This window comes from Microbulbifer maximicatervae (SeqCode) (genome assembly GCF_052467615.1).
The window spans coordinates 1,209,962-1,231,106 of sequence record NZ_CP174319.1 but is presented as its reverse complement, the minus strand read 5'-3'; the positions used below and the strand labels follow the sequence as shown (position 1 = coordinate 1,231,106).

Genomic DNA, 21,145 nt, shown 5'->3' with positions numbered 1-21,145 from the left:
TTCGCTTATGTTTGGGACCGGAGGCAAAACCATCCAGTCATATTTATGACTAATTTCTAAGATTGGTTCATCATAGTAGTAAGCGAGCAGCCCCCTCTATGGCCAAACCCGTCCAAAGCGGTGACAAATCGAGGCGAGAGGATGAAAAAAGGTGACTGGCCCAGTCAAATATCCAGGCCAGCTGCGGCGCGACCACCCCGGCGATACTCGCCTGGCGTAATTCCTGTCCATTTTTTGAAGGCGCGGAAGAAAGCACTGGATTCATCGAACCCAAGCATCTCTGCGATCTGCCCATTGGAAAGATCCGGGCAGCTCAGGTAGTGGAAAGCCGCTTCCATCCGACATTCGTCTTTGAGCTTCTGGTAGGAGGTGCCCTCCTGCTGAAGGCGACGGCGCAACGTGGTGACCGACATATTGAGCCTCTCCGCCACCGCCTCAGCGGCAGGCATGGACTCACTCACGTCCCGGTTCAAAATGGTTTTCACTTTGGTCTTGATACTATTGGCACTGCCGTCGCTGATCACCAGGTGGTAAGGAGCGGTGCGAATAAAGTCCTCAACCATCTGCGGGCTTTGCACCACAGGGTATTCCAGGTAGCGGGTATCATATTCGAGCGCATTAAACGGCTGCTCAAATAACAACTCATTGGCCTCACTCTGCGCGAGACTGCGAAACTCTTCCGGGCAAGCAAATGAGAAGTGCAACCTGGCCAGCGGAATCTCCCGCCCTGCCAGCCAGCAATAAAACCTGTGCCAAACCGCTAGAGTTGTACGCACCACACTGGGGCTCGTGTTATTCAGCAGCTGCTCAAATTCGCCCTTGCCCAGCGAACTGATCCCGCAAATTTCAACCCGCTCGCGCCCATGGCCACCTTCTCCGAGTACCGGCTTCACCTTAAAACCTCGGCAGATTTCCATAAATTCGGCACAGAGCGTAATCGCCTGGCGGAGGGTTGCACAATTCACCACCGCCAGACACAACAAGCGAAAAGACCCGGAACGGACCCTTCCACCGCTAAGCATGCCAAACCACTCATTTTGCGCCAGCCACATCACGCGCTGGTACAAGCGGCCATACTTTACTGCTGAAAATGCGGATACGCCCTGCAATTCAGACTCATCGATATCGACAGAAGCCAAAAGCTCCTTGCGATCACACCCGTGTTTGGTCGCCTCTTCGAGCAGTCGCTCGAGGTAGGCGATAGGGATGCGAATATCCTCTTCCGTTGACGCCATCTATTATTTACGCCTGCGCAACCAATTCAATAAAGCCCCGCACCCAAACGCCAGAGCAATGATGACAAGCAATATCACCAACAGAAGAATGAAATAGGTGACAACATCCTTAACGGGCAGGTCCCAGCTGTAGACTGCCGCCACTACAAAGGCGACACAGGCGAGGACACTGGTAATAAAGGAGCGGCGACTTCTTTTAGCCATGACGATCTGGATACATTGATTTTCAAAACAGGTGAGACTGCCACATTTTGTGGCGCTACCATTGTATTGTCGGCACCCAGTACCGACGCGGCGTCGAATCGTGAGGGATTGGCCGGTTCCTGTCAACGCCGCAGGAGGCACCAATGAGCAGAAGAATGCTGGAACCAGAGGATCGAGCCACGCTGATAAGGCTTTTGCACTGGCTTATGTGCCTGACCGCCATTATATCCTTAATACTGTTGGGAATCGCCTTTTTTGCCCCTAGCTAATCAACCCACCCTTAGCCAAATGGGCGGGGTCTAACAATTCCTCAAGCGTTTCTCTATCCAGGTCCGTCATTTCAACAGCAACATCCAGCACTGGCCTACAGCTGGCATAGGCGGCCTTGGCAATCTCCGCCGCTTTCAGGTAGCCAATCACTGGGTTAAGGGAGGTCACTAAAATGGGGTTGCGGCCCAGGGTTCCCTCAATATGCGCCCGATTCACCGCGAAACTGGCAACGGCTCGATCAGCCAGTAGGGTCGATGCATTCGCGAGCAGGTTAATACTTTCCAGCAGCGTACTGCCGACTAAAGGCAACATAACATTCAATTGAAAATTGCCGCTCTGTCCTGCCACGGTCACTGTGGTGTCATTACCCATCACCCGGGCACAAACCATAGTAACTGATTCGGCAATAACCGGGTTCACTTTGCCCGGCATAATGCTGCTCCCTGGCTGCAAGGCCTCCAGGGCGATTTCGGAGAGACCAGCAAGGGGACCACTGTTCATCCAACGCAAGTCATTGGCAATTTTCATCAGGGAAACTGCCAACACCTTGAGCTGCCCGGACAATTCCACCGACGTATCCTGACTGGAAATTGCGGTAAAAAAGTTCTCTGCCGGGCGAAACTGATGAGATGTGTGGGCGCTGATTTTTTGCGCGAACAGCTCGGCAAAATCCGGGTGAGCATTGAGCCCGGTGCCAATCGCCGTACCGCCTTGAGCCAGCTGGGCAAGCCGAGGCATTACCGCGCGAATTCTCTCCCGGCACGCTTCTATTTGTGCAGCCCAGCCTCCAACTTCCTGCGCCATTGTCATAGGCACTGCATCCATCAGATGGGTGCGACCGGTTTTTACAATACTTTCAAGTTCCGTGGACTTGTCGCACAAGCCAGTGTGCAAATGGCGCAACGCAGGCAGCAGGGTGTCGCGCACTGCAAGCAGGGCGGACACATGAATTGCGGTGGGAACCACGTCATTACTGCTCTGACTCATATTCACGTGATCATTGGGGCTGATGGTTTGATCACTGTGCTTTTCTGCAAGGTGGGCGAGCACCTCATTAACGTTCATATTTGAGCTGGTACCAGAACCTGTCTGGTAAATATCGACAGGGAAATGAGTGGCATACTCCTCATCACCGAGACTGTCGCAAGCATTGATAATGGCCTCAGCCTGCGCTTTATCCAACAACCCCAAGTCCCGGTTGGCCTCCGCAGCAGATTTCTTTATCAGCACAATGGCGCGGATAAACTCTGCCGGCAAGCCGTGACCACTGACAGGAAAATTCTCCACGGCGCGCTGGGTTTGCGCGCCATACATCGCCTCAGTCGGCACCTGAACTTCACCCAGGCTGTCCTTTTCAGTGCGGAATTTGCCACCCATTTCACTCTCCCCAGATGCGCTTAATGCATCGACAGAAGGTTATTTAGCCGCTGCAGCCCTACTCGACCACGACGGTAATTTTCTTGGACATCACAGGCTCTTTATGTGGCACATGCATATAGTTGCCCAGAACCAGTTGTAGCGTATGCTTGCCGGGCGGCAAGGTAACTTGAGTCTCGGTTTGCCCGCCGCCAAAGTGAATGATGTTCTTACTCGCCGGCAAAGGCTTGCTCATATCCGGCATATCATCCACATCAATCAGCAGATGATGGTGGCCGGTATTCTCTTGATTGGTACCCGCCGGTGCCACACCCATACCAGACAAACCAAACTTCACCGTAAATGTCTGGGGCACCTTCTCTCCATCCTTCGGCGAGATAATATAGACCTTGGCATCTGCTGGGGCCTTACTGCTCATATCCATTTTGCTTTCGTGCTCGGACGCATGTAACAGCGGCGATAGCATCAGTGCGCTGGCAAACAGCAGAGAACTGGATTTAATCATGTGTATTCCTTCCTGATAGGGCGCCCAGATCGCGCCAATTCTTATAATCTGGCTTTACAGCTTCTCGGCCGCGGCATCTTGGTACCGTTCGGCAAAGACACTTTAACAGACCAAAGTTTCAGTTCCAGAGACTATCAGGGAATATAGTTGCGGAAAGAAAAAGAGAGATAGGATTTGTGACAGGGCTGCTTATTTAAATCTGCTTTGCGGCAATTAGGCAAGAGAAGGCCCGGGCCAACCGGGCCAGAAAAATCAGATACTCACCCTACCCTCTTGGGTCCATTCGCAGCGAACCTGCATATCGCCACTGCCAGGCTCGTGATAGAGGCCAGCGGACTCCCAGCTGAAAGAGTGAACGCCGGAAAGCTCAGTTTCCAAATGCACAGTTGCCGAAACCCAATACATACTCTTCAGCAACTCTTCAAACTTCTGTATCCACAAATCCCACTCGTATTCTACCGCCCGATAGGAAGCGCCAAAGTGGATAACATCGGTTTGGTACTGAGATTGCTTCACCTTAATGGTGGGAATAGCAAACATATCCCGGCACAGGAATGGCCATTCATCAGCACTGGGCAGAGCGAGCACAGCATTGCGGTTCACCCTGCGCCGATCGCTGCCGCCAGCGAGGCTATTGCTGTCTTTGATACATCCGTAAACGATGGATTCCTGATCGCCCTGAAGCATTAATTCCATTCCTTACCACAGTGCCACTGGACATCAGGTACCCAGGGCAAAACAGATCTAAGGCATCAACTTTAACGGCGAAGCGACCAGAAAGCCACAAAACAAAACACGAACCTGCAAAGTGCTCAAAAGTTCGGCTATTCAGTTACTAATGGTGCCCCGCCTAAAATACCAAGACTAAATCTCAAAGCCCCTTTCGCGCAGCATATCCAGAAGCGCCTCTTCATCCATAACCGTGATACCCAGTTCCTGCGCTTTGGTCAATTTTGAGCCGGCGCCTGGCCCAGCAACCAGAGTGCCGGTCTTGGCGGAAACACTTCCTGCGACTTTCGCACCCAGCCTCTGTAAGTAGTCTTTTGCTTCACTGCGGGACAGGGTTTCCAGTTTGCCGGTAAGCACCCAGGTTTCCCCTGCCAGGGGCTGATCCTGCTCGTCACTCTCCTCCGCTTGCCAATGCACACCCGCCTGCTGCAGTGCCTCCACCTCTTCTTGGGCATGAGGTTGCTGAAAAAACTCAGCAACAAAATGAGCGACCACTGGGCCCACATCTTCAACTTCCTGCAAAGCCTCGACATCTGCCGACATTAGCGGATTCAATTCGCCAAAGTGCCGCGCCAAATTGCGCGCTGTCGCCTCACCCACTTCTCGGATACCCAGGGCATAGAGGAATTTAGGCAGCGTGGTCTCTTTACTGCGCTCCAGAGCATCGAGGAGGTTCTGGGCAGACTTTTGCCCCATTCGCTCAAGTCCCGCCACCTGCTCCAAGGTGAGGTGGTAGAGCCCGGACACCGAATGTAACAAGTCCTCATCTACCAGCTGCTCTACCAGCTTGTCTCCCAGCCCATCAATGTCCATCGCTTTGCGCGAAGCGAAATGCTTGATGGCCTGCTTGCGCTGGGCACTACAAATCAGGCCGCCGCTACAGCGGACCACCGCCTCACCGGGCGTGGATTCCACCGGCGAGCCGCATACCGGGCAATGCGTGGGGAACTCAATAGCGTGGCCTCCCGGCTTGCGCTTGCTCTCCACTACAGAAACCACCTGCGGGATAACATCTCCGGCACGGCGAATAATGACAGTATCACCCACCTGTACGCCGAGGCGCTCGATCTCATCTCGATTGTGCAGAGTTGCATTGGAAACGGTAACGCCGCCGACAAAAACCGGCTGCAGGCGAGCAACCGGGGTAACCGCACCGGTGCGCCCTACCTGGAATTCAACATCCAATAATTCAGTCATTTCCTCCTGAGCGGGAAACTTATAGGCCATGGCCCAACGGGGTGCGCGGGCAACAAAACCGAGACGGCGCTGCAGGGGAATACTGTTGACCTTAAAAACAATACCGTCAATATCGTAAGCGAGGTCCTCGCGCTTCTCGCCGATTTCCCGGTAGTAGTCGATGCAGCCCTGAATATCTTTAGCGACGCGCATCTCCCGATTTGTACGGAAGCCCCAATGCCCCAGCAACTGTAAAGTCTCAACGTGCTTTTCCGGCAGCTCACCCCCCTCTACAAGACCTGTGCCATACACACACAATTCCAGCGGTCTCTGCGCTGTTATGCGGGAGTCCAATTGACGCAAACTACCGGCAGCGGCATTTCGAGGATTTACGAAAAGCTTCTCACCCGCTGCGGCCGCTTTGCGATTCAATTCGGCAAAGCCCGCTTTCGGTATATAGATTTCCCCGCGCACCTCCAATACACCCGGATACTTTTCAATACCATCTGCTTGACGCAAACGCAGAGGTACAGATCCCACGGTGCGTACATTCTGGGTGATATCTTCACCGGTGGTGCCATCGCCGCGCGTTGCAGCTCGCTCAAGCACGCCGTCGCGATACAAAAGGCTGATAGCGATACCGTCTAACTTGGGTTCACAGGCGTATTCCACCGGCCCTTTACTGTTGAGGCGCTCACACACCCGGCGGTCAAATTCCAGCAACTCTTCATCATTAAAGGCGTTATCCAAAGACAACATCGCCACCTCATGGCGAACCTCCTGAAAAGAAGAGAGCGGCTCTGCGCCGACCCTCTGGGTGGGAGAATCCGGAGTTAGCAGCTGAGGGAATTCACTTTCCAGGTCCTGCAACTCGCGCAGGCGCCGGTCGTACTCAATATCCGGCAACTCGGGATCATCAAGCACATAGTATTGGTGATTCGCACGCTGGAGGATTTCATGTAATTCCTGAACACGTTCGCGCACTTGAGGGGAAATAGTTTGATGAGTCATCGGCAATTCGAGTGAATAAAAATAATAGTTAGAAAATTATTTCGATTTTACATGCAAATACGGCCCGAGCTTACGGCTAATTTCCAAAATGAAAATCAGCCGGCATCCCGGGCCGCATTAAAAATGGCAACAATTATTTAGAGATTGCGAGCTAGCTTTGCGCCATCGCTAAAGTCCTGCGACGCTGGTACTCCACAACCCGCTGACGATAATGCTCCGCCGTTTGCGCGGTAAATACACTGCGATTCTCATCCTTCAATTCGCCACCGAGCAGCTCGGCAATTTTGTATGAGGTGGAAAGCAGTTGATCGAAAGCTTTAATCGCCTCGCCTTCCACAGGTAGTGTCAGGAACAGGCTAACACCCGGCGTGGCAAATTCTTCCATCTGGGCCAGGTCGAAAACGCCGGGCACAACAATATTGGCGAGACTAAAGATAATGGCCCCATCAGCACCGCCGTGCTCATGGTAGTGAAAAATATTCATTTCACCAAAGCGCATGCCACAGGCAACCATTACCCGAAGTAAGTCATTGCCCTCGAAGTAATCCCCTTCTGGCGCCATTACATTAATCACCAGCACCTCACGGGTGGGAGCACCTTCACCCACACTGCCAGAGCTTGGAGACTGAGAAGATCGTTCGGGTTGAGAATCCTCATGCACCGCTTCATGCTCAGGACTGTGAGCGCTATCCATCGCATTTAGGCTTTCAGCCTCATCTAATGCAGGCTCATAGCGTTGCTCTTCACCGACCGACTCCATCAGGGTGGGGACTTGCTCTTCCAAATCGAGGATACCCTGCTCTTCCGGACTCCTCTGGGGATTGCTGCCAGCGAGCGGCTTGCGCGAGGAAATAAAGCTCTCCTGCACCTGGCGATTCACATGTAGCGCATCCTCTAGCGGACGGCGCTGAACAACGCGAGCCTGCCCGGGCAATTCGCTGTTTGCGGGCTTGGGCTCCCGCGTCTCCAGGGGTTTGCGGACCGGGGGCTCTTCTTCAGCCTTCTCTGAGACCGGATCAGCTTCATTTTTTACTTCAGATTGCATGGCCCGCGACAGATTGCGGGAGACCTTAACTGCCGCGCGCTGCCGCAAGATCGCCCGGCGTATGCCATCGACCACAACGACCAGCAGAACGACAACCAGGATTGTAACCAGCCAGTTATCCATTTTTTAGCGCCTCTCCCTTTACGCCCTTATGCAGAAGCCAGCTCGGCTGCTTCTTCCACATTCACCGACACCAGTCGGGATACACCCGGCTCGTGCATGGTAACCCCCAGCAACTGATCCGCCATCTCCATTGCGATCTTGTTGTGGGTAATATAGATGAACTGAACGTGTTCTGACATTTCTTTAACCATTCGTGCGTAACGACCAACGTTAGCATCGTCAAGGGGAGCATCCACCTCATCCAACATACAGAAAGGTGCTGGATTCAGACGGAAAATCGAGAATACCAATGCGATCGCCGTCAGCGCTTTTTCTCCACCCGAGAGCAGATGGATTGTGCTGTTGCGCTTGCCCGGCGGGCGGGCCATGATCGCGATACCAGTATCGAGCAGATCTTCACCGGTAAGTTCCAGATAGGCATTACCACCACCGAAAACTTTCGGGAAGAGTTCCTGCAGGCCCGCATTTACCTGATCAAAAGTTTCCTTGAAGCGGGTTCTCGTTTCCTTGTCGATTTTCTTAATTGCATTTTCCAGGGTCTCCAGCGCTTCCATCAGATCCCCATGCTGGCGATCCAGGTAGTTCTTGCGCTCAGACTCCTGCTTGTATTCATCGATAGCGGCGAGGTTAATCGGCCCGAGGCGCGAGATACGCGCGGCTACCAATTCCAAATCTTCCTGTACCTGTTTAATCGTCAGATCGCCAGGTAACTGCTCGAGCAGCTGATCGATATCGTGCTCGCTCTCGCGCAGCTGCTCTACCAATCCGTTTCGTTGCACTTCCAATGTCTGCGCAGCGAGACGCTCCTGCTCAAGCTGCGCGCGCACCCCCTGAAGAGCCGCCTCCACTTTGTGGCGCTCCTGTTCCTGCTCACGCAGGCCGGTCTCCACTTCTTCCAGCTTTTTGCGCGCATCGGCGAGTTCCGTTTCCACCTCAATACGCTCGCCGAGTTTTTCTTCCAACTCAGCCTGAAAATCCTGGGAGGGGTCCTGGGTCTCCTCCATTTGCTCCTGCAATTGCTGACGACGACTGCGCAACCTTTCCAGCTGCTCACTCATCACCTGCAAAGTGCGCTCGAGAGACACCATTTGGGTGCGCACTGACTGCTCGCGCATAGCCAGTTCATGGGCGCGATCCTTGTCCTCCCGCGCGCGCTGGCGCAAGGCATCCAAAGCTTCGCGCAATTCCTCCCGGCGTGCCATTAGCGTTTCACGACGATCGGTATCATCGCTCATCGCTTCGACAGCTTCCTGCAGCATTAGACGAGCTTCCGACAGGGACTCCCCTTCCAGCTTCTGCTGCTCACGCACCTCATCGATTTCCTGCTCAATTCGGATACGGCGCTCATTCATCTGCTCCGCACGCGCCCGTCGGGCGGACAACTGGCTGCGCAGCTCTGCCTCGCGACGCCCGAGCTGGTCGGACTCATTGCGAGCCTGTTCGATGGAGCGCTCGAGATCGACCGTTTGCGTGCGCAGGGACTCGCGTCGCTCGGCAATACTTTCTATCTGCTCCTCACACAGGGCCAACTCCTGCCCCAGGGTTTCAAGATCCTGCTTGCGCGCCAGGACCCCGGCCTCTGCATCACTGGCGCGATTCACTCGCAACCAGTTGGGGCCGAGCCAGAGCCCATCGCGAGTCACAATAGACTCATGAGCTCGCAAACTCGCGCGCCTGGACAGCGCCTCAGTCAAATCCTCTGCGGTATAAATTCCCGCCAAGATGCCGGAGAGAGAGGCCGGCCCCTGAACCATATCCTGCAGCGAAGGAAGTGCTCCCTTCGCACTGCTATTTACAGCACTGTTATCGATCAGAACCGCTTGACCGCTTTCCAGTGCCGCCAATCCTTCAGCCACGGACTCGAGCTGTTCGACACACACCGCCTGCAATTGGGGGCCGAGGATAGTTTCAACTGCGGTTTCCCAGCCGGGCTGGGCTTTAATCTGGTCGGCGAGCCGGGGCTTGTCAGCCAGGGCTTGCTGCTGCAGCCAATTCTCAACTGCCTTGCCTTGCCCTAAAGCAGCTTGCTGCAAGGCTTCCAGAGACGCCTGACGGCCTCGCCCGGTTTGCAGCTGCAAGCGTAACTGATCAAGTTCGGTAGCCAGCTCCCGCTCCTGCACACGGAGACTATCCAGAGACTCGCGACGCTCTGCCGCTTCCTCGCGGCGCTCTTCAGCCTGCATTTCCAGCTCGGCCATCTGCTCGTTCAGCTGCAGCGTCTCTTCATCGTCGTCAGAGACCTGGAGGCCGGACTGCTCCGCCAATAGCTTGTTGACCCGCTCCAGCAGCCGCTGGCCAGAAGTTTCCAAGTGCTGGATGCGGGATTGCTGCACCTCAGCTTTCTGACGGGAGCCAGAGGCACCCTGGTTAAACTGGTCCCACTCGTTCTGCCAATTGCGCATCTGTTCTTCAGATTCGAGCAGTGCCGCAGCAGATTCCTCTTCTGCTGCCAAGACCATCTCCAAGTCCGGCAGAATAATCTCAAGCTCCTCCTCAAACTGGGCCGCTTTTTCGCGATCCACTTCGAGGTTGGTCTCTGCCTCGCGATACTCTTGTTCGGTTTGCGCCAAATCAGAATGCAGGCGAGTAGAGCGCTCACGAGCGTGGGCAATGCTCTGCTCCAAGCGGGCGATATCTCCACCGACGGCGTAGAAGCGCCCCTGGACTTCGTTAAAGCTGTCAGATAGCTCGTGGTACCCCACGCGCTTTTGCTCAATGCCTGTGTCACAGGTGACCTGGCGGGTAACCAGCTCTTCAACGGTGAGTTCAAGCTCACCTATTTGTTGCTGCTTGGCCTTGGATTGGTCATCCAGTTCGCGGTATTTAAGCGCCTGAAGATTAGCCTTGTGGCTGCGCTCTTCCTCTTTAAATCGGCTGTATTTTTCCGCTGCTGCGGACTGTCGCTCCAGTCGGGACAACTGGCGATCCAGCTCATCGCGGATATCCGTGAGGCGCTCAAGGTTTTCAGAGGTCCGTCTCATCCGGTTTTCGGTGTCCCGGCGGCGCTCCTTGTATTTGGAGATACCGGCGGCCTCTTCGATATAGACGCGCAGCTCTTCGGGCTTGGCTTCGATCAACTTGGAGATCATGCCCTGCTCAATAATGGCGTAGCTGCGCGGGCCCAGACCGGTACCCAAGAAGAGATCGGTTACATCGCGGCGGCGGCACTTCTCGCCATTCAGGTAATAGGTGTTCTGCGCTTCCCGGGTTACCTTGCGCTTGACGGAAATCTCCGAGAAAGAGGCATAGGCTCCAGAAAGCTTGCCCTCAGAGTTATCAAATACCAACTCAATCGAGGCCTGCCCCACGGGCTTGCGGCCACTGGAACCGTTAAAGATAACGTCCGTCATCGAATCGCCGCGCAGGTTCTTTGCGGAGGATTCCCCCATTACCCAGCGCACCGCATCGATGGTGTTGGATTTACCACAGCCATTGGGACCCACCACCGAGTTGAGGTTTGTCGGAAAATAGACAGTGGTAGGGTCAACAAAAGACTTGAAGCCCGCTAGCTTGATGCACTTCAGACGCATGTATTTATAAACTCGATATTTTTCTCTGCCGGGCGGGACACCAAACCTTCAATCTTACTTGGTGTCGCCAGAGCATTCAGCGCTATTCTTCACAGTAATGTTCAGTCGGGATTATCAATCCGACCAAGCAGCGGTCAAGTCAAACATGACGATCGCTACCAAATGCCAACTTGCCCCAATAGAACTCATCAATATCGGGGCAATGTGAGCTTGAGGCCAATTAGACGCAAGAATGCCATCCGGCCGCAAATAAAAATGAGGCCACAGCTTACACTGTGACCTCATTTTCGACAGTCACAGCCAGTTACAGCTGACTATCGATGGCTATTGACTGAGTCTCACTCCAGCGGGATTTAGGCAATTCACTAATCATTCCCTGCCAATCCCCCGGGGCCGGACGCGCATCTCCCTTAATGGCCAATCGCGCTACCAACTGCACAGAGTCGACAGTGGCGATGGAGCTTCCAGGCATCATTGCTCGGGACTCATCCAGCACAACCTCTGCCGGTAACTGCCCAGCCGTGAGGCGCACAATAGCCAGAGGCATCGGGCTCGCAGCACTGCGTGCATAGATAAATACCGGGGTAGATTCTGGGGCTTCAACTCCCTCCCCCAAACTGACCTGAACTCGAATCTGCGGGCCTTTCTCTTTCGTTTCTACCTTTGCCTGCACCGCTACAGCTTCACCGCTGTCTGCCAAAGCGCTTTCGGCCCTGGCAACGCCAGCCTGAAGCGCCTCTGCTGCTGCAGATCCTGGGGGAAGCTGGCTAAGTGCTAGCTGCCAATGCTGGCGAGCCTTGCGGTAGTCCCCATCTTCAAAAGCGGCAATACCCGCCAAGCCCAGCACAGTGCCATTGGATGGCTGCACCTGTAACACCTGCTCAATCAAGGAGCGGATTTCATCGGTAATCTTGGAACCGCCTTCAAAAAACAGCGCTTGCGCCAGCTCAGCTTTAACATTGGCCGCCTGGGGCTCTCGAGCCACAACATAGCGATAGGAGTCTACCGCCCCAGCCAAATCGCCACTCACCAGTAGCCGCTGCGCCAATATATAGCGACTGCTAAGATCATCTGGGTGAGTTTTAGCCCGCTCCTGCAACTGGTGGGTGATTTTTGCCTCTTCTTCCGAAGAGGTGTGCCCACTCTGACTCGCCACCATATCGCGATACAAAGCTACTTCGGACGGCCGGTCGGAAAACCCGTAGGCAGCCGCTGCAATTGCAGGCACCAAAACCGCCAGCCCGATTAGCAATCGGCCGCCACCCTGCCTGGCCTCACCAGATTGACTCTCCTGCTGAGCCGCCAGCAGTTCCCGCGCGAGATCTGCCTCCAGCTGGGCAAACTGCTTTTCATCCATCGCACCGCTCTGCACCGCAGTGCGAAGTTCTTTACTGCGCTCCCGGTAGAGCGCTGCCATAGCCTCTCGCTTGCTACTACCGCTGCGACGTCTGCCTGCAGCCCTCAAAGCAGGAATCAGAAATACAAAAGCTACCAACAGTAGCAGTAGGGCTACACCAAACCAGATATCAATCATTTACCTTCCTTCCCGCTATTACCTTCATCTACAGCTCCATCTCCCAACAACTGCTTTAATCGACGCCGCTCATCATCAGTGAGTTCCCCACTGCCGTCATCTTGGCGAGCCCCGGTACCACTTTTTGAGCGCATCACGATCACAATCAAGGCCAGAAGCCCGAAAACGGCAAAAACTCCCGGAGCCAACCACAGGATCAAGGTATTTTTCTGAACAGGTGGGCGGTAGAGCACAAAATCCCCATAGCGGGCCACCATGTAGTCAACGATTTCCTGGTCCGTAAATCCTTCCTCCAGCAAACGGCGGATTTCACGGCGCAAGTCCAAGGAAATAGACGCATCGGAGTCTGCCAGGTTCTGGTTTTGACATTTGGGGCAGCGCATCTCTTCAATAAGCACGCGATACCTTGCATCCAGCTCGGGAGAGGACAATTTTTGTGTCTCCACTACCGCATGTGCAGCGATGGACAGGCAAAACATACCGAATGCCAGTACAAGTTGGGCCAGCCAGGTCTTCTGTGTCACAGCTTTTCTCACGCTCTAACTAACGGGAATTGGGGCGATTATAACAGTGTCACCCCCCGGCGGACACGCCCACGAATTCACACAAAAGCGCGTTAACTCATTGAAAGACAAAAAAAAATTCAAAAAAGACGTTGACGCCACGAAGAATATCATTAAGATACGCAGCTCCTGACACGGGGTGGTTAGCTCAGTTGGGAGAGCGACGGCCTTACAAGCCGTAGGTCACAGGTTCGACCCCTGTACCACCCACCACTTCTCTTACTCTTGCCCGGCAAGAGCAACCAAAGAGAAGCAGGAATGCGGACCGGTAGTTCAGTTGGTTAGAATGCCGGCCTGTCACGCCGGAGGTCGCGGGTTCGAGTCCCGTCCGGTCCGCCATATACAAAAAAGCCCTGCTCGCAAGAGCGGGGCTTTTTTGTTTGTGCCTCACATCTTTTCATTTTTCTAACATTTTATTTTCAGTTGCTTACGCTGGAAATTTGAAAGGGCCACAAAAAAATAACCAAATCTCAGCGTAAAAAAATAGTGCGAGCCCAGTGCCGGCAAAATTTTTCTGCAACAATTTTCTCTAGCCTGAATTTTTATTTTCTGAATTTCTGCGCAGCTGATTTTGATCGATAAAAACAGTTTAAAAAAACCCTCAAAAAACCCCCTAATTAATTAATTTTTAAACAATTTTTGGGTGTTTTTTATTCTTAAAAAAATTTTTAAAAATCTCCCAACAAAATTGTTGACCGCAAAAAAAATATCATTAAGATACGCAGCTCCTGACACGGGGTGGTTAGCTCAGTTGGGAGAGCGACGGCCTTACAAGCCGTAGGTCACAGGTTCGACCCCTGTACCACCCACCACTTCTCTTACTCTTGCCCGGCAAGAGCAACCAAGAGAAGCAGGAATGCGGACCGGTAGTTCAGTTGGTTAGAATGCCGGCCTGTCACGCCGGAGGTCGCGGGTTCGAGTCCCGTCCGGTCCGCCATATACAAAAAAGCCCTGCTCGCAAGAGCGGGGCTTTTTTGTATATGAAAAACTCAAAACCACTTTTCAATACACAACCACCTCCCCGCTCCCCGCCACAAACTATGCAGACCGACTAACAAAATTAATAGAAAGCCGGGGCAATGAAAGTAGCACCCTGTTTTATTACCAAATATTGCCAATAGACGAGCAGCAATTTCTTCAAACACATCCCCGCTTCTCACACTTAAAGCCAGGCGCAAACTTTTTTAGAAAAACTTCCCTAAGTTGTTGACCTAAGTAAAAAAATCATTATGATACGCAGCTCCTGACACGGGGTGGTTAGCTCAGTTGGGAGAGCGACGGCCTTACAAGCCGTAGGTCACAGGTTCGACCCCTGTACCACCCACCACTTCTCTTACTCTTGCCCAGCAAGAGCAGCCAAAGAGAAGCAGGAATGCGGACCGGTAGTTCAGTTGGTTAGAATGCCGGCCTGTCACGCCGGAGGTCGCGGGTTCGAGTCCCGTCCGGTCCGCCATATACAAAAAAGCCCTGCTCGCAAGAGCGGGGCTTTTTTGTATGCGCCAATTAGAAAAGAGTTTGGTTTTTTAAACTTCAGCTGAAGCCGCCTGGCTCTCCTCCCATTCCCCATCCACTGCTTCTTCGCCGCCATGCAATAGATGCATCAATCGCTCCAGCTCCGGCATTTCGTTAAAGCACTCCGCCTCACCAGAAATTTCATCCCAGGATGCTTTGGATTCAGTGCAAAGATGGGCCACGACCTTCCCATCGATATCCCCCTCCAGCAATCCAGCAGGCACCCAGAAGTGCGTTGTATTACTCATTAAGTGAGGAACTGTACTTCCGCATCCACCGCAAAAGTCAGATCGATAGCCCGTAGGAGTCCGGAATGAAGAGATTCTGTCTAAGCCCCGCACCCAGCGAAACTGATCCCGGCTAATAAACATGGCCGTATCCGAGGCGGAACCACTCAATTTGCGGCAGAGCGAGCAATGGCATTGGTAAAGGTTTGGAATTGGCTCTTCCAGCTGGAACTCAACCCCACTGCATAGGCACTTCCCATTCATCCCTTTCTCCTTCCGCAAAACTGTTATTTGAAGTCGTCCATGAAATCGCAATAGGTTAGCAACAATATCTCAGTCCTACCCAAGACTCCTATAGACACACAGTGAAGTAAATGCCATTTGGCGCCTCATTCAACGAACATCATTAAATATCCAAGGATCTGGGGTTTAGCTTCGCCGTGAGGATATGATCCTCCCAACATCCATTGATCTTAAGGTATTTTGCCGCCCTACCCTCGACAACGAAGCCCAATGTCTCCAGCAGAGCTGCCGACCTATCGTTACCAGGCATGTAGTTGGCCATCACTCTATTCAAATTTAAGGTGTCAAAAGCATAATCAACGACATAACGACACAAGCTCCCCATTAAGCCCCGCCCCTCGTGGGACTGGTCAACTGCATATCCCATATTACAGGCCTGAAATGGGCCTCGGATGATATTCGTCAAGGAGCAAACGCCCAGTAACTGATCACACCCGGACTCCAATGCAGCAAACTTTAAAATTCCTCCAGAGCTTATGCGTCGAATCCAGGACCCGGAACTGTGAAAACTGGGCTCGCGAATGGGCTCCCAGCGCTTCAGGTGCTCCTCATTAGATAAGTAAAAAGCAGATATGGCGGGCGCATCTGTCACTCCAAGCAAACGTATTTCCACCAGTCGATTACCTCACCATTCACATTCTGATTAAGCTCAATCAACTCATTCATACCGGCACTACTATTCAATTGACGGTAAAGAGTCCCGCTGACCGGGAAGCTCACGAAGAAATTCCCAACCCCGGGTCCTGCCGCTCTCATAACCTTCCTCGAGCAACTCTGCTTCCTGGGTAAAACGCTTAACCGGGAAATTGTCTGGAGGCGCAATAACCGAAACCTGGCACCCCTCTGGAGGCACCTCGATAAACTCCAGAGCCCGATTATATTTCTCCCCCCTCTCTAGCACGGCCTCAAATAGCCGGGCATGATCACGGAAAAACTGTTTGATAAATTTTGGAGCAGGCCCCTTAATTTTCCGATACCCCAGAGGGCGCGAGAGAATAACTGTTATATTTCTGGCCCCCTGCTGATAAGCCTGAATAATCGGTATCGAATCAGCCAGACCGCCATCGGTCATAGGCTCCCCATTCACTTCAGGAAACCCCCGGTAAGCAACCGGAATGGCGCAAGAGGCCGGGAAGACCTCGTGCATGTTTTCCGGAGTTACTTTCAGGTATCTAGCCTCCCCCGTGTTGATACTGGTAGTCACGGCATAAAGCGGTATTCCATTCTCAACATAACTATCGACACTGAGCGGAATATCCTGATATGACGCATGCCACAACCAGCCAATGTCACAAAAATGACCGCCTCGGAGATAGCGGCGCCAGTCAATGAAGTCTGCCCGCCGGGCATGGTCCATTAGTATTTGCCGACTTCGCCCATGGTTTCCCGCCAGATAACCAATCAAATTGGTGGAGCCTGCGGATACACCGATCGCAAAATCAAATGGCCGATAGCCCGCCTCCAAAAATGCATCCAATACGCCTGCAGCGAAAATCCCCCGCATAGCGCCCCCTTCGACCACAAGGGCTGACTGGGAATTCTCGTTAATCAAAATACAGTCTTCCATAGCGAGCAACCGTTAAAACCAAACCATCTCTACCTTTGCCAAGCAGATTCCAATAGCACTATGATTGAGGCATTCAGGTAATCCGTTGAGTTAAACCAAGTATGCCAACAATCGCGTTTAAAGCGCCGTGGAGCCGCCAGCTCCAAATTATCAGTGCCATATGCACATTACTCCTACTGGGACTGCCGCTCTTTCTGGCATCGAGAGCACCAGCTGCTCCATCTACCCTCTATAGCATTGCCATAGCACTTCCGCCTGCAATACTGGCTCTCAGCGCCTTCTTTGCCATCCGTGGTTACGCCATCAAAAATGGCAACCTCTTGATATTGCGCCCGGGTTGGAAAACCACCATCTCCTTGGAGGGGCTATCTGAAGCATTCCCCGACTCAACCGCCATGCAAGGATCAGTCCGCATCTTTGGCAATTCCGGCTTATTTGGCTATATAGGCCTGTTTCAAAACCAAAAGTTGGGGCGCTATCGTGCATTTGCTACCGACCAGCAAAAATCTGTCGTACTGCGCCTGGCTACACAAACTATCGTGATCACCCCCGATAAGCCGGAGCGGGCAGCGGACATTCTCCGCCAACACTGCCAACTTCAACCCAATCCAAATTAATTGCTCCGACAACAACGCCACACGAATAGGCACAAGAAGTCGACAGGAAGTTCAAACCGATGAAAAAATTCGCTTTTATAATTGCCGCCGCATTTACGCTGCTATCAGCAAGTGCTCACTCCGCCTGTGTGATTTTATTGCATGGACTAGCCAAATCAGATAGCTCAATGGAGAAACTGGCAAAGGCCATAGATGCCGAAGGTTTCCAAACAGTCAATATTGATTACCCTTCGACCAAGCACTCCATTGAAACCTTGGCCAGCATGGCCATAGCGCCTGCTGTCGAGGAGTGCGGTAACGCGCAAGAAATCAATTTTGTCACTCACTCCATGGGCGGTATTCTGGTAAGGCAATATCTACATTCAGCTGAAATCAAAAACCTGAATCGCGTTGTCATGTTGGGCCCACCCAATAAAGGCAGCGAAGTAGTTGATAAACTGGGAACATTCCCCGGTTTCAAGTTTATGTTTGGGGATGCTGGGCTACAGCTAGGTACCGGCGAGATGAGCGTCCCCAACAAGCTCGGTAGTGCAGATTTTGATGTAGGTATTATTGCCGGTACTCGCAGCATCAACCTGATTCTATCCCGCCTTATCCCAGAAACCGATGATGGTAAAGTCTCCGTATCCAGCACAAAACTGGATGGCATGAATGATCATCTGCAAATGCCAGTGACCCATGTGTTTATGATGAAAGATAAAAAAGTTATCTCGCAAGTTATCCATTACCTCAAGCATGGATTCTTTCATAGAGCCGGCAATCAGGTATCCAATTAAAATTAATCGATCTTATAAATAATCTATACCTTTTAACTCCAATCACAATACAAAATTAGTGACAATAATTTGGAATTCACCTTTATGCAGTGGCAATGGTGCAGCTTTAAAGAGCTTACGCTCAGTCAACTTTACGAAGTTTTGCGAGTAAGGCAGGAAGTTTTTACGGTAGAGCAAGACTGCCCCTATCAGGATGCCGATGGCAAAGACCAACACTCCTGGCACCTGATCTGCTGGGAGGGAGACGAAAGCAATCCGCAGGTAATGGCTTACCTGCGAGTTGTTTTCCCTGGCCTTAAATACCGGGAACCTTCGATAGGAAGAGTATTAACCGCAGAAGCCAGTCGCGGAACAGGCCTGGGCAAGGAGCTGATTCGCCGAGCCGTAATGCACACATGCGAAGAATACCCCAACACTGGTATTCGCATTTCAGCTCAACAACATTTGGATAGATTTTACGGGGAGTTTGGCTTTGAGCAGGTGTCTGAGCCATATCAGGAAGACGGCATCCCGCATATCGAGATGTTACGCCCTGCCAATTAATTAAAAGGGATCTTATAGGTCCGATGGAAGTTTTGGGGGCCCTGCAGAGGCACTGCGAGCCCCCCAAAAAAATCTAGTTGCTACCCAGTGGATTGGCACCGGCAGATACAGGCTCACTATCCGGCTGGCGCACCCTGCTATAAAGGCAAGAGGCCGCGATTCCAGCAGCAATTAGCAACCACACAGCATTAACGACCAGTGATGCTCTCACAAAGGAATCCTCACCAAACTGAGCAACGTGCACTACAACTGCACCGACGCAGGCGATAATTGTGGCAATACGCAGAGACAAAGACCACTTGGCCACTGTCCCCATGAAGGCAGCCGCAACGCTTAACGCCAAGGTCACCAGCCAGAACACCTGCGCAGCATTTAGCTTAAACGCCAGATAAGTCACCGCACTCAGAGCAATCGCAAATGGTACACCCCATACCTGAGCCATCCAGACTCGCTCCAAACGTACGGCGGGATTGCCGCGCTGACGCTTGCGAACAAACCAGATATTGATGCCGGATACCACCAGCAAACACATCCCCACCCCCAGCAGGAAGTAAGCAATTTTCACAGGGAAACCGGAAAAGTGGCCAAAGTGTAAACGGTACGTAGAAAGGTAAACCTGCTTAGCCGCGTCTCCCTCAGACCAACCCTCTTTTTCAATCAGGCTGCCATCGGGATTAAAATGGTAACGCTCACCCCAGACCAAACGCTCTGGAACCCGGGTCCACACCTCAACAACCTGGCCTTCACGTCCAGGAAATGCCACTTCTAAACGAGTCCGCTCTTCTTCCGGTGCGATACGATCCATTGTTGCCAGAATTGCAGCATAATCCGGATAATCAACTTCAGGGGCGTTTTCCTCCATCACCGGATGATCCGCGTAAAGCATGTGCTCTACCTTTTCCGTATCACCCTCAAAGAATACGCCGGCAATTGCAAAAGCGGCTACCTGGGACAACCCGATAAAAGCCCCGGTAATGGCTATGGCAAGATGAAAGGGAGAGGCCCAAACCCCCAGGCGATTGTGCAAATCCACTTGCTGAAGACGCTTGGAGCCAGAAAGACGGAAAGAGAAAGCGTCTTTAATAATTTTGGGATGGGCCAGCAAACCGGAGACGATCAGAGCGGACATGACCATCCCGATCAAACCAACCAGGATGACTCCATAACCAACAGGAAGGTTGAGCGCGTAGTGTAGGTAGGCCAGGAAATGGGTCCACTCATGCTCCACCTTGCCCAGCAGGGAACCATCTTCAGCGACATATCGCTCCATATCGCCAACTTCAACCATCAATCTGGGCTTATCCTGATTGGGGATGGTGAAGGTAATTGAATCGAGATCCTCTTTTTCCAGCTTAGCTAACGCAATAGCATTTTCTGTAGCCGTCCGATACACAGAGGCTTCAACATTGAGGTTCTCCAACTCGGAGGCCTGCTCCCAGCGTTCGAACTCATTGTAAAAAACCGCCAGTGTTCCGCTGACGCAAACAATATATAAAAGAGTGGATACCGCCAGACCGAGAACTGAGTGTCCATCGGTCATATCACGGACAAAGCCAGGGGTCGGTTTAAAGGAAAATTTCACGTTAAATTCCTACTCAAGTCCGTTGATCTATGCTGCCGAAGCGGGAAGCGCAAAGGTCAGCAACAAGCCGCTGACCACCGAGAAAGCCAACATGGCAGCCGAAGGACGCAGAAGCTTTTTATCGGCACAGCACCAAACCATCGCCAGGGTCCAGATTATCACCGACAGGAAGGCTCCGCCGACCAAGCGGACAGTTTCAGAAAATCCGGTAAAACCAAAGAAAAGCAGACCGGCGATCAAACCACTGGCTGCGGGCAAAAGAAAGGCAGCCATAAAACGCAAGAAGCCCCGCAACCACAATGGAAGCAGGGCTTGAGATTCGGGTGTTCCCGAGCGCTGTTTTTCAACGGGCCTAGGGCCACTGGGCCAGTCACCCTTAAGAGCCAATAAAGCAAAGGCTCCGAGCATCACTATTAAAGTGGCAATACTGATCCCATATTCCACCCCAACAATTGAGCTCCACCCAAAAGCCGACAACACCATGGCTCCCCAGCCACCCCAACGGCGCACGGGCTCTGCCCCTCTGCGGGACCAAGCGGAATAAAGGAGCAGAATCCCGGCCAAAGCAATGGCGCTGGAGACTCCTGCAATCATATAAAAAGACATTGGCATAACCATAACAGCGAGAGACTCGCCTCTCGTCTGGTTGCTTAAACGTAAAAAAGGGAGCCCGCCCACAGACTCCCCCTGCGGACAGGCTCCCAGTCTACACTAAC

At 52.7% G+C, this 21,145-nt stretch carries 18 protein-coding genes and 6 tRNA genes; 9 read left to right on the top strand and 15 right to left on the bottom strand.

Going from position 1 to position 21,145, the window contains the following annotated elements; translation table 11 throughout:
- Positions 1 to 164: 164 nt before the first annotated feature.
- The 10 genes from ACJJIM_RS05635 to ACJJIM_RS05590 form a co-directional block, all read right to left on the bottom strand.
- Positions 165 to 1,235, bottom strand: a complete 1,071-nt coding sequence (locus ACJJIM_RS05635) for an AraC family transcriptional regulator (RefSeq protein ID WP_282933467.1) — start codon at positions 1,233 to 1,235, stop codon at positions 165 to 167.
- A gap of 3 nt (positions 1,236 to 1,238) precedes the next feature.
- A complete protein-coding gene (locus tag ACJJIM_RS05630; RefSeq protein WP_282933468.1) occupies positions 1,239 to 1,439 on the bottom strand; it encodes a hypothetical protein in 201 nt (66 codons plus the stop codon).
- A gap of 261 nt (positions 1,440 to 1,700) precedes the next feature.
- Positions 1,701 to 3,086, bottom strand: coding sequence for a class II fumarate hydratase (locus ACJJIM_RS05625; protein ID WP_444912637.1), 1,386 nt, complete (start codon positions 3,084 to 3,086; stop codon positions 1,701 to 1,703).
- Between the two features lie 58 nt (positions 3,087 to 3,144).
- Positions 3,145 to 3,591: a DUF4399 domain-containing protein gene (locus ACJJIM_RS05620; protein ID WP_282933470.1), complete on the bottom strand. Its 447-nt coding sequence runs from the start codon at positions 3,589 to 3,591 to the stop codon at positions 3,145 to 3,147.
- A 252-nt stretch (positions 3,592 to 3,843) separates the two neighbouring features.
- The gene (locus ACJJIM_RS05615) at positions 3,844 to 4,278 is read right to left on the bottom strand and encodes a hypothetical protein (protein WP_282933471.1); all 435 of its coding nucleotides are present in this window, start codon (positions 4,276 to 4,278) and stop codon (positions 3,844 to 3,846) included.
- A 177-nt stretch (positions 4,279 to 4,455) separates the two neighbouring features.
- Positions 4,456 to 6,507, bottom strand: a complete 2,052-nt coding sequence (gene ligA, locus ACJJIM_RS05610) for an NAD-dependent DNA ligase LigA (protein ID WP_444912636.1) — start codon at positions 6,505 to 6,507, stop codon at positions 4,456 to 4,458.
- Positions 6,508 to 6,658: 151 nt separating this feature from the next.
- A complete protein-coding gene (gene zipA, locus ACJJIM_RS05605) occupies positions 6,659 to 7,675 on the bottom strand; it encodes a cell division protein ZipA (protein WP_444912635.1) in 1,017 nt (338 codons plus the stop codon).
- A 26-nt stretch (positions 7,676 to 7,701) separates the two neighbouring features.
- On the bottom strand, positions 7,702 to 11,205 hold the full coding sequence (smc, locus tag ACJJIM_RS05600; protein WP_444912634.1) for a chromosome segregation protein SMC: 3,504 nt from the start codon (positions 11,203 to 11,205) through the stop codon (positions 7,702 to 7,704).
- 304 nt (positions 11,206 to 11,509) lie between these two features.
- Positions 11,510 to 12,739 carry a c-type cytochrome biogenesis protein CcmI gene (gene ccmI, locus ACJJIM_RS05595; RefSeq protein ID WP_444912633.1) on the bottom strand — a complete coding sequence of 410 codons (1,230 nt, stop codon included), beginning with the start codon at positions 12,737 to 12,739 and terminating at the stop codon, positions 11,510 to 11,512.
- Positions 12,736 to 13,263 carry a cytochrome c-type biogenesis protein gene (locus tag ACJJIM_RS05590; protein WP_444912632.1) on the bottom strand — a complete coding sequence of 176 codons (528 nt, stop codon included), beginning with the start codon at positions 13,261 to 13,263 and terminating at the stop codon, positions 12,736 to 12,738. Before ACJJIM_RS05590 ends, ccmI begins: the two co-directional genes overlap by 4 nt.
- Positions 13,264 to 13,439: 176 nt before the next feature.
- On the opposite strand from ACJJIM_RS05590, the gene ACJJIM_RS05585 reads away from it, so the two are divergent.
- The 6 genes from ACJJIM_RS05585 to ACJJIM_RS05560 all read left to right on the top strand — a co-directional run bounded on the left by ACJJIM_RS05585 (position 13,440) and on the right by ACJJIM_RS05560 (position 14,755).
- A tRNA-Val gene (locus tag ACJJIM_RS05585) sits at positions 13,440 to 13,515 on the top strand.
- Positions 13,516 to 13,564: 49 nt separating this feature from the next.
- Positions 13,565 to 13,641, top strand: a tRNA-Asp gene (locus ACJJIM_RS05580).
- 397 nt (positions 13,642 to 14,038) lie between these two features.
- Positions 14,039 to 14,114: transfer RNA gene (locus ACJJIM_RS05575), tRNA-Val, on the top strand.
- Positions 14,115 to 14,162: 48 nt separating this feature from the next.
- Positions 14,163 to 14,239: transfer RNA gene (locus tag ACJJIM_RS05570), tRNA-Asp, on the top strand.
- A 314-nt stretch (positions 14,240 to 14,553) separates the two neighbouring features.
- A tRNA-Val gene (locus ACJJIM_RS05565) sits at positions 14,554 to 14,629 on the top strand.
- A gap of 49 nt (positions 14,630 to 14,678) precedes the next feature.
- Positions 14,679 to 14,755, top strand: a tRNA-Asp gene (locus tag ACJJIM_RS05560).
- Positions 14,756 to 14,825: 70 nt separating this feature from the next.
- Here ACJJIM_RS05560 and ACJJIM_RS05555 read toward each other — a convergent pair.
- The 3 genes from ACJJIM_RS05555 to ACJJIM_RS05545 form a co-directional block, all read right to left on the bottom strand.
- Entirely contained in the window at positions 14,826 to 15,305 is a 480-nt protein-coding gene (locus ACJJIM_RS05555; RefSeq protein ID WP_444912631.1) for a GFA family protein, read from the bottom strand.
- 142 nt (positions 15,306 to 15,447) lie between these two features.
- Complete coding sequence (locus ACJJIM_RS05550; protein ID WP_444912630.1) at positions 15,448 to 15,957, bottom strand: GNAT family N-acetyltransferase; 510 nt, start codon at positions 15,955 to 15,957, stop codon at positions 15,448 to 15,450.
- Positions 15,958 to 16,020: 63 nt separating this feature from the next.
- Entirely contained in the window at positions 16,021 to 16,911 is an 891-nt protein-coding gene (locus tag ACJJIM_RS05545) for a patatin-like phospholipase family protein (RefSeq protein ID WP_444912629.1), read from the bottom strand.
- 101 nt (positions 16,912 to 17,012) lie between these two features.
- On the opposite strand from ACJJIM_RS05545, the gene ACJJIM_RS05540 reads away from it, so the two are divergent.
- From ACJJIM_RS05540 to ACJJIM_RS05530, 3 genes are all read left to right on the top strand, one after another.
- Positions 17,013 to 17,528: a PH domain-containing protein gene (locus ACJJIM_RS05540; RefSeq protein WP_282933480.1), complete on the top strand. Its 516-nt coding sequence runs from the start codon at positions 17,013 to 17,015 to the stop codon at positions 17,526 to 17,528.
- Positions 17,529 to 17,587: 59 nt separating this feature from the next.
- On the top strand, positions 17,588 to 18,304 hold the full coding sequence (locus ACJJIM_RS05535; protein ID WP_444912628.1) for an esterase/lipase family protein: 717 nt from the start codon (positions 17,588 to 17,590) through the stop codon (positions 18,302 to 18,304).
- An 84-nt stretch (positions 18,305 to 18,388) separates the two neighbouring features.
- Positions 18,389 to 18,847 carry a GNAT family N-acetyltransferase gene (locus tag ACJJIM_RS05530; RefSeq protein ID WP_444912627.1) on the top strand — a complete coding sequence of 153 codons (459 nt, stop codon included), beginning with the start codon at positions 18,389 to 18,391 and terminating at the stop codon, positions 18,845 to 18,847.
- 73 nt (positions 18,848 to 18,920) lie between these two features.
- Here ACJJIM_RS05530 and ACJJIM_RS05525 read toward each other — a convergent pair whose 3' ends face one another.
- Entirely contained in the window at positions 18,921 to 20,429 is a 1,509-nt protein-coding gene (locus ACJJIM_RS05525; protein ID WP_444912626.1) for a PepSY-associated TM helix domain-containing protein, read from the bottom strand.
- Between the two features lie 27 nt (positions 20,430 to 20,456).
- Positions 20,457 to 21,035, bottom strand: coding sequence for a hypothetical protein (locus ACJJIM_RS05520; RefSeq protein WP_444912625.1), 579 nt, complete (start codon positions 21,033 to 21,035; stop codon positions 20,457 to 20,459).
- Between the last annotated feature and the right edge of the window lie 110 nt (positions 21,036 to 21,145).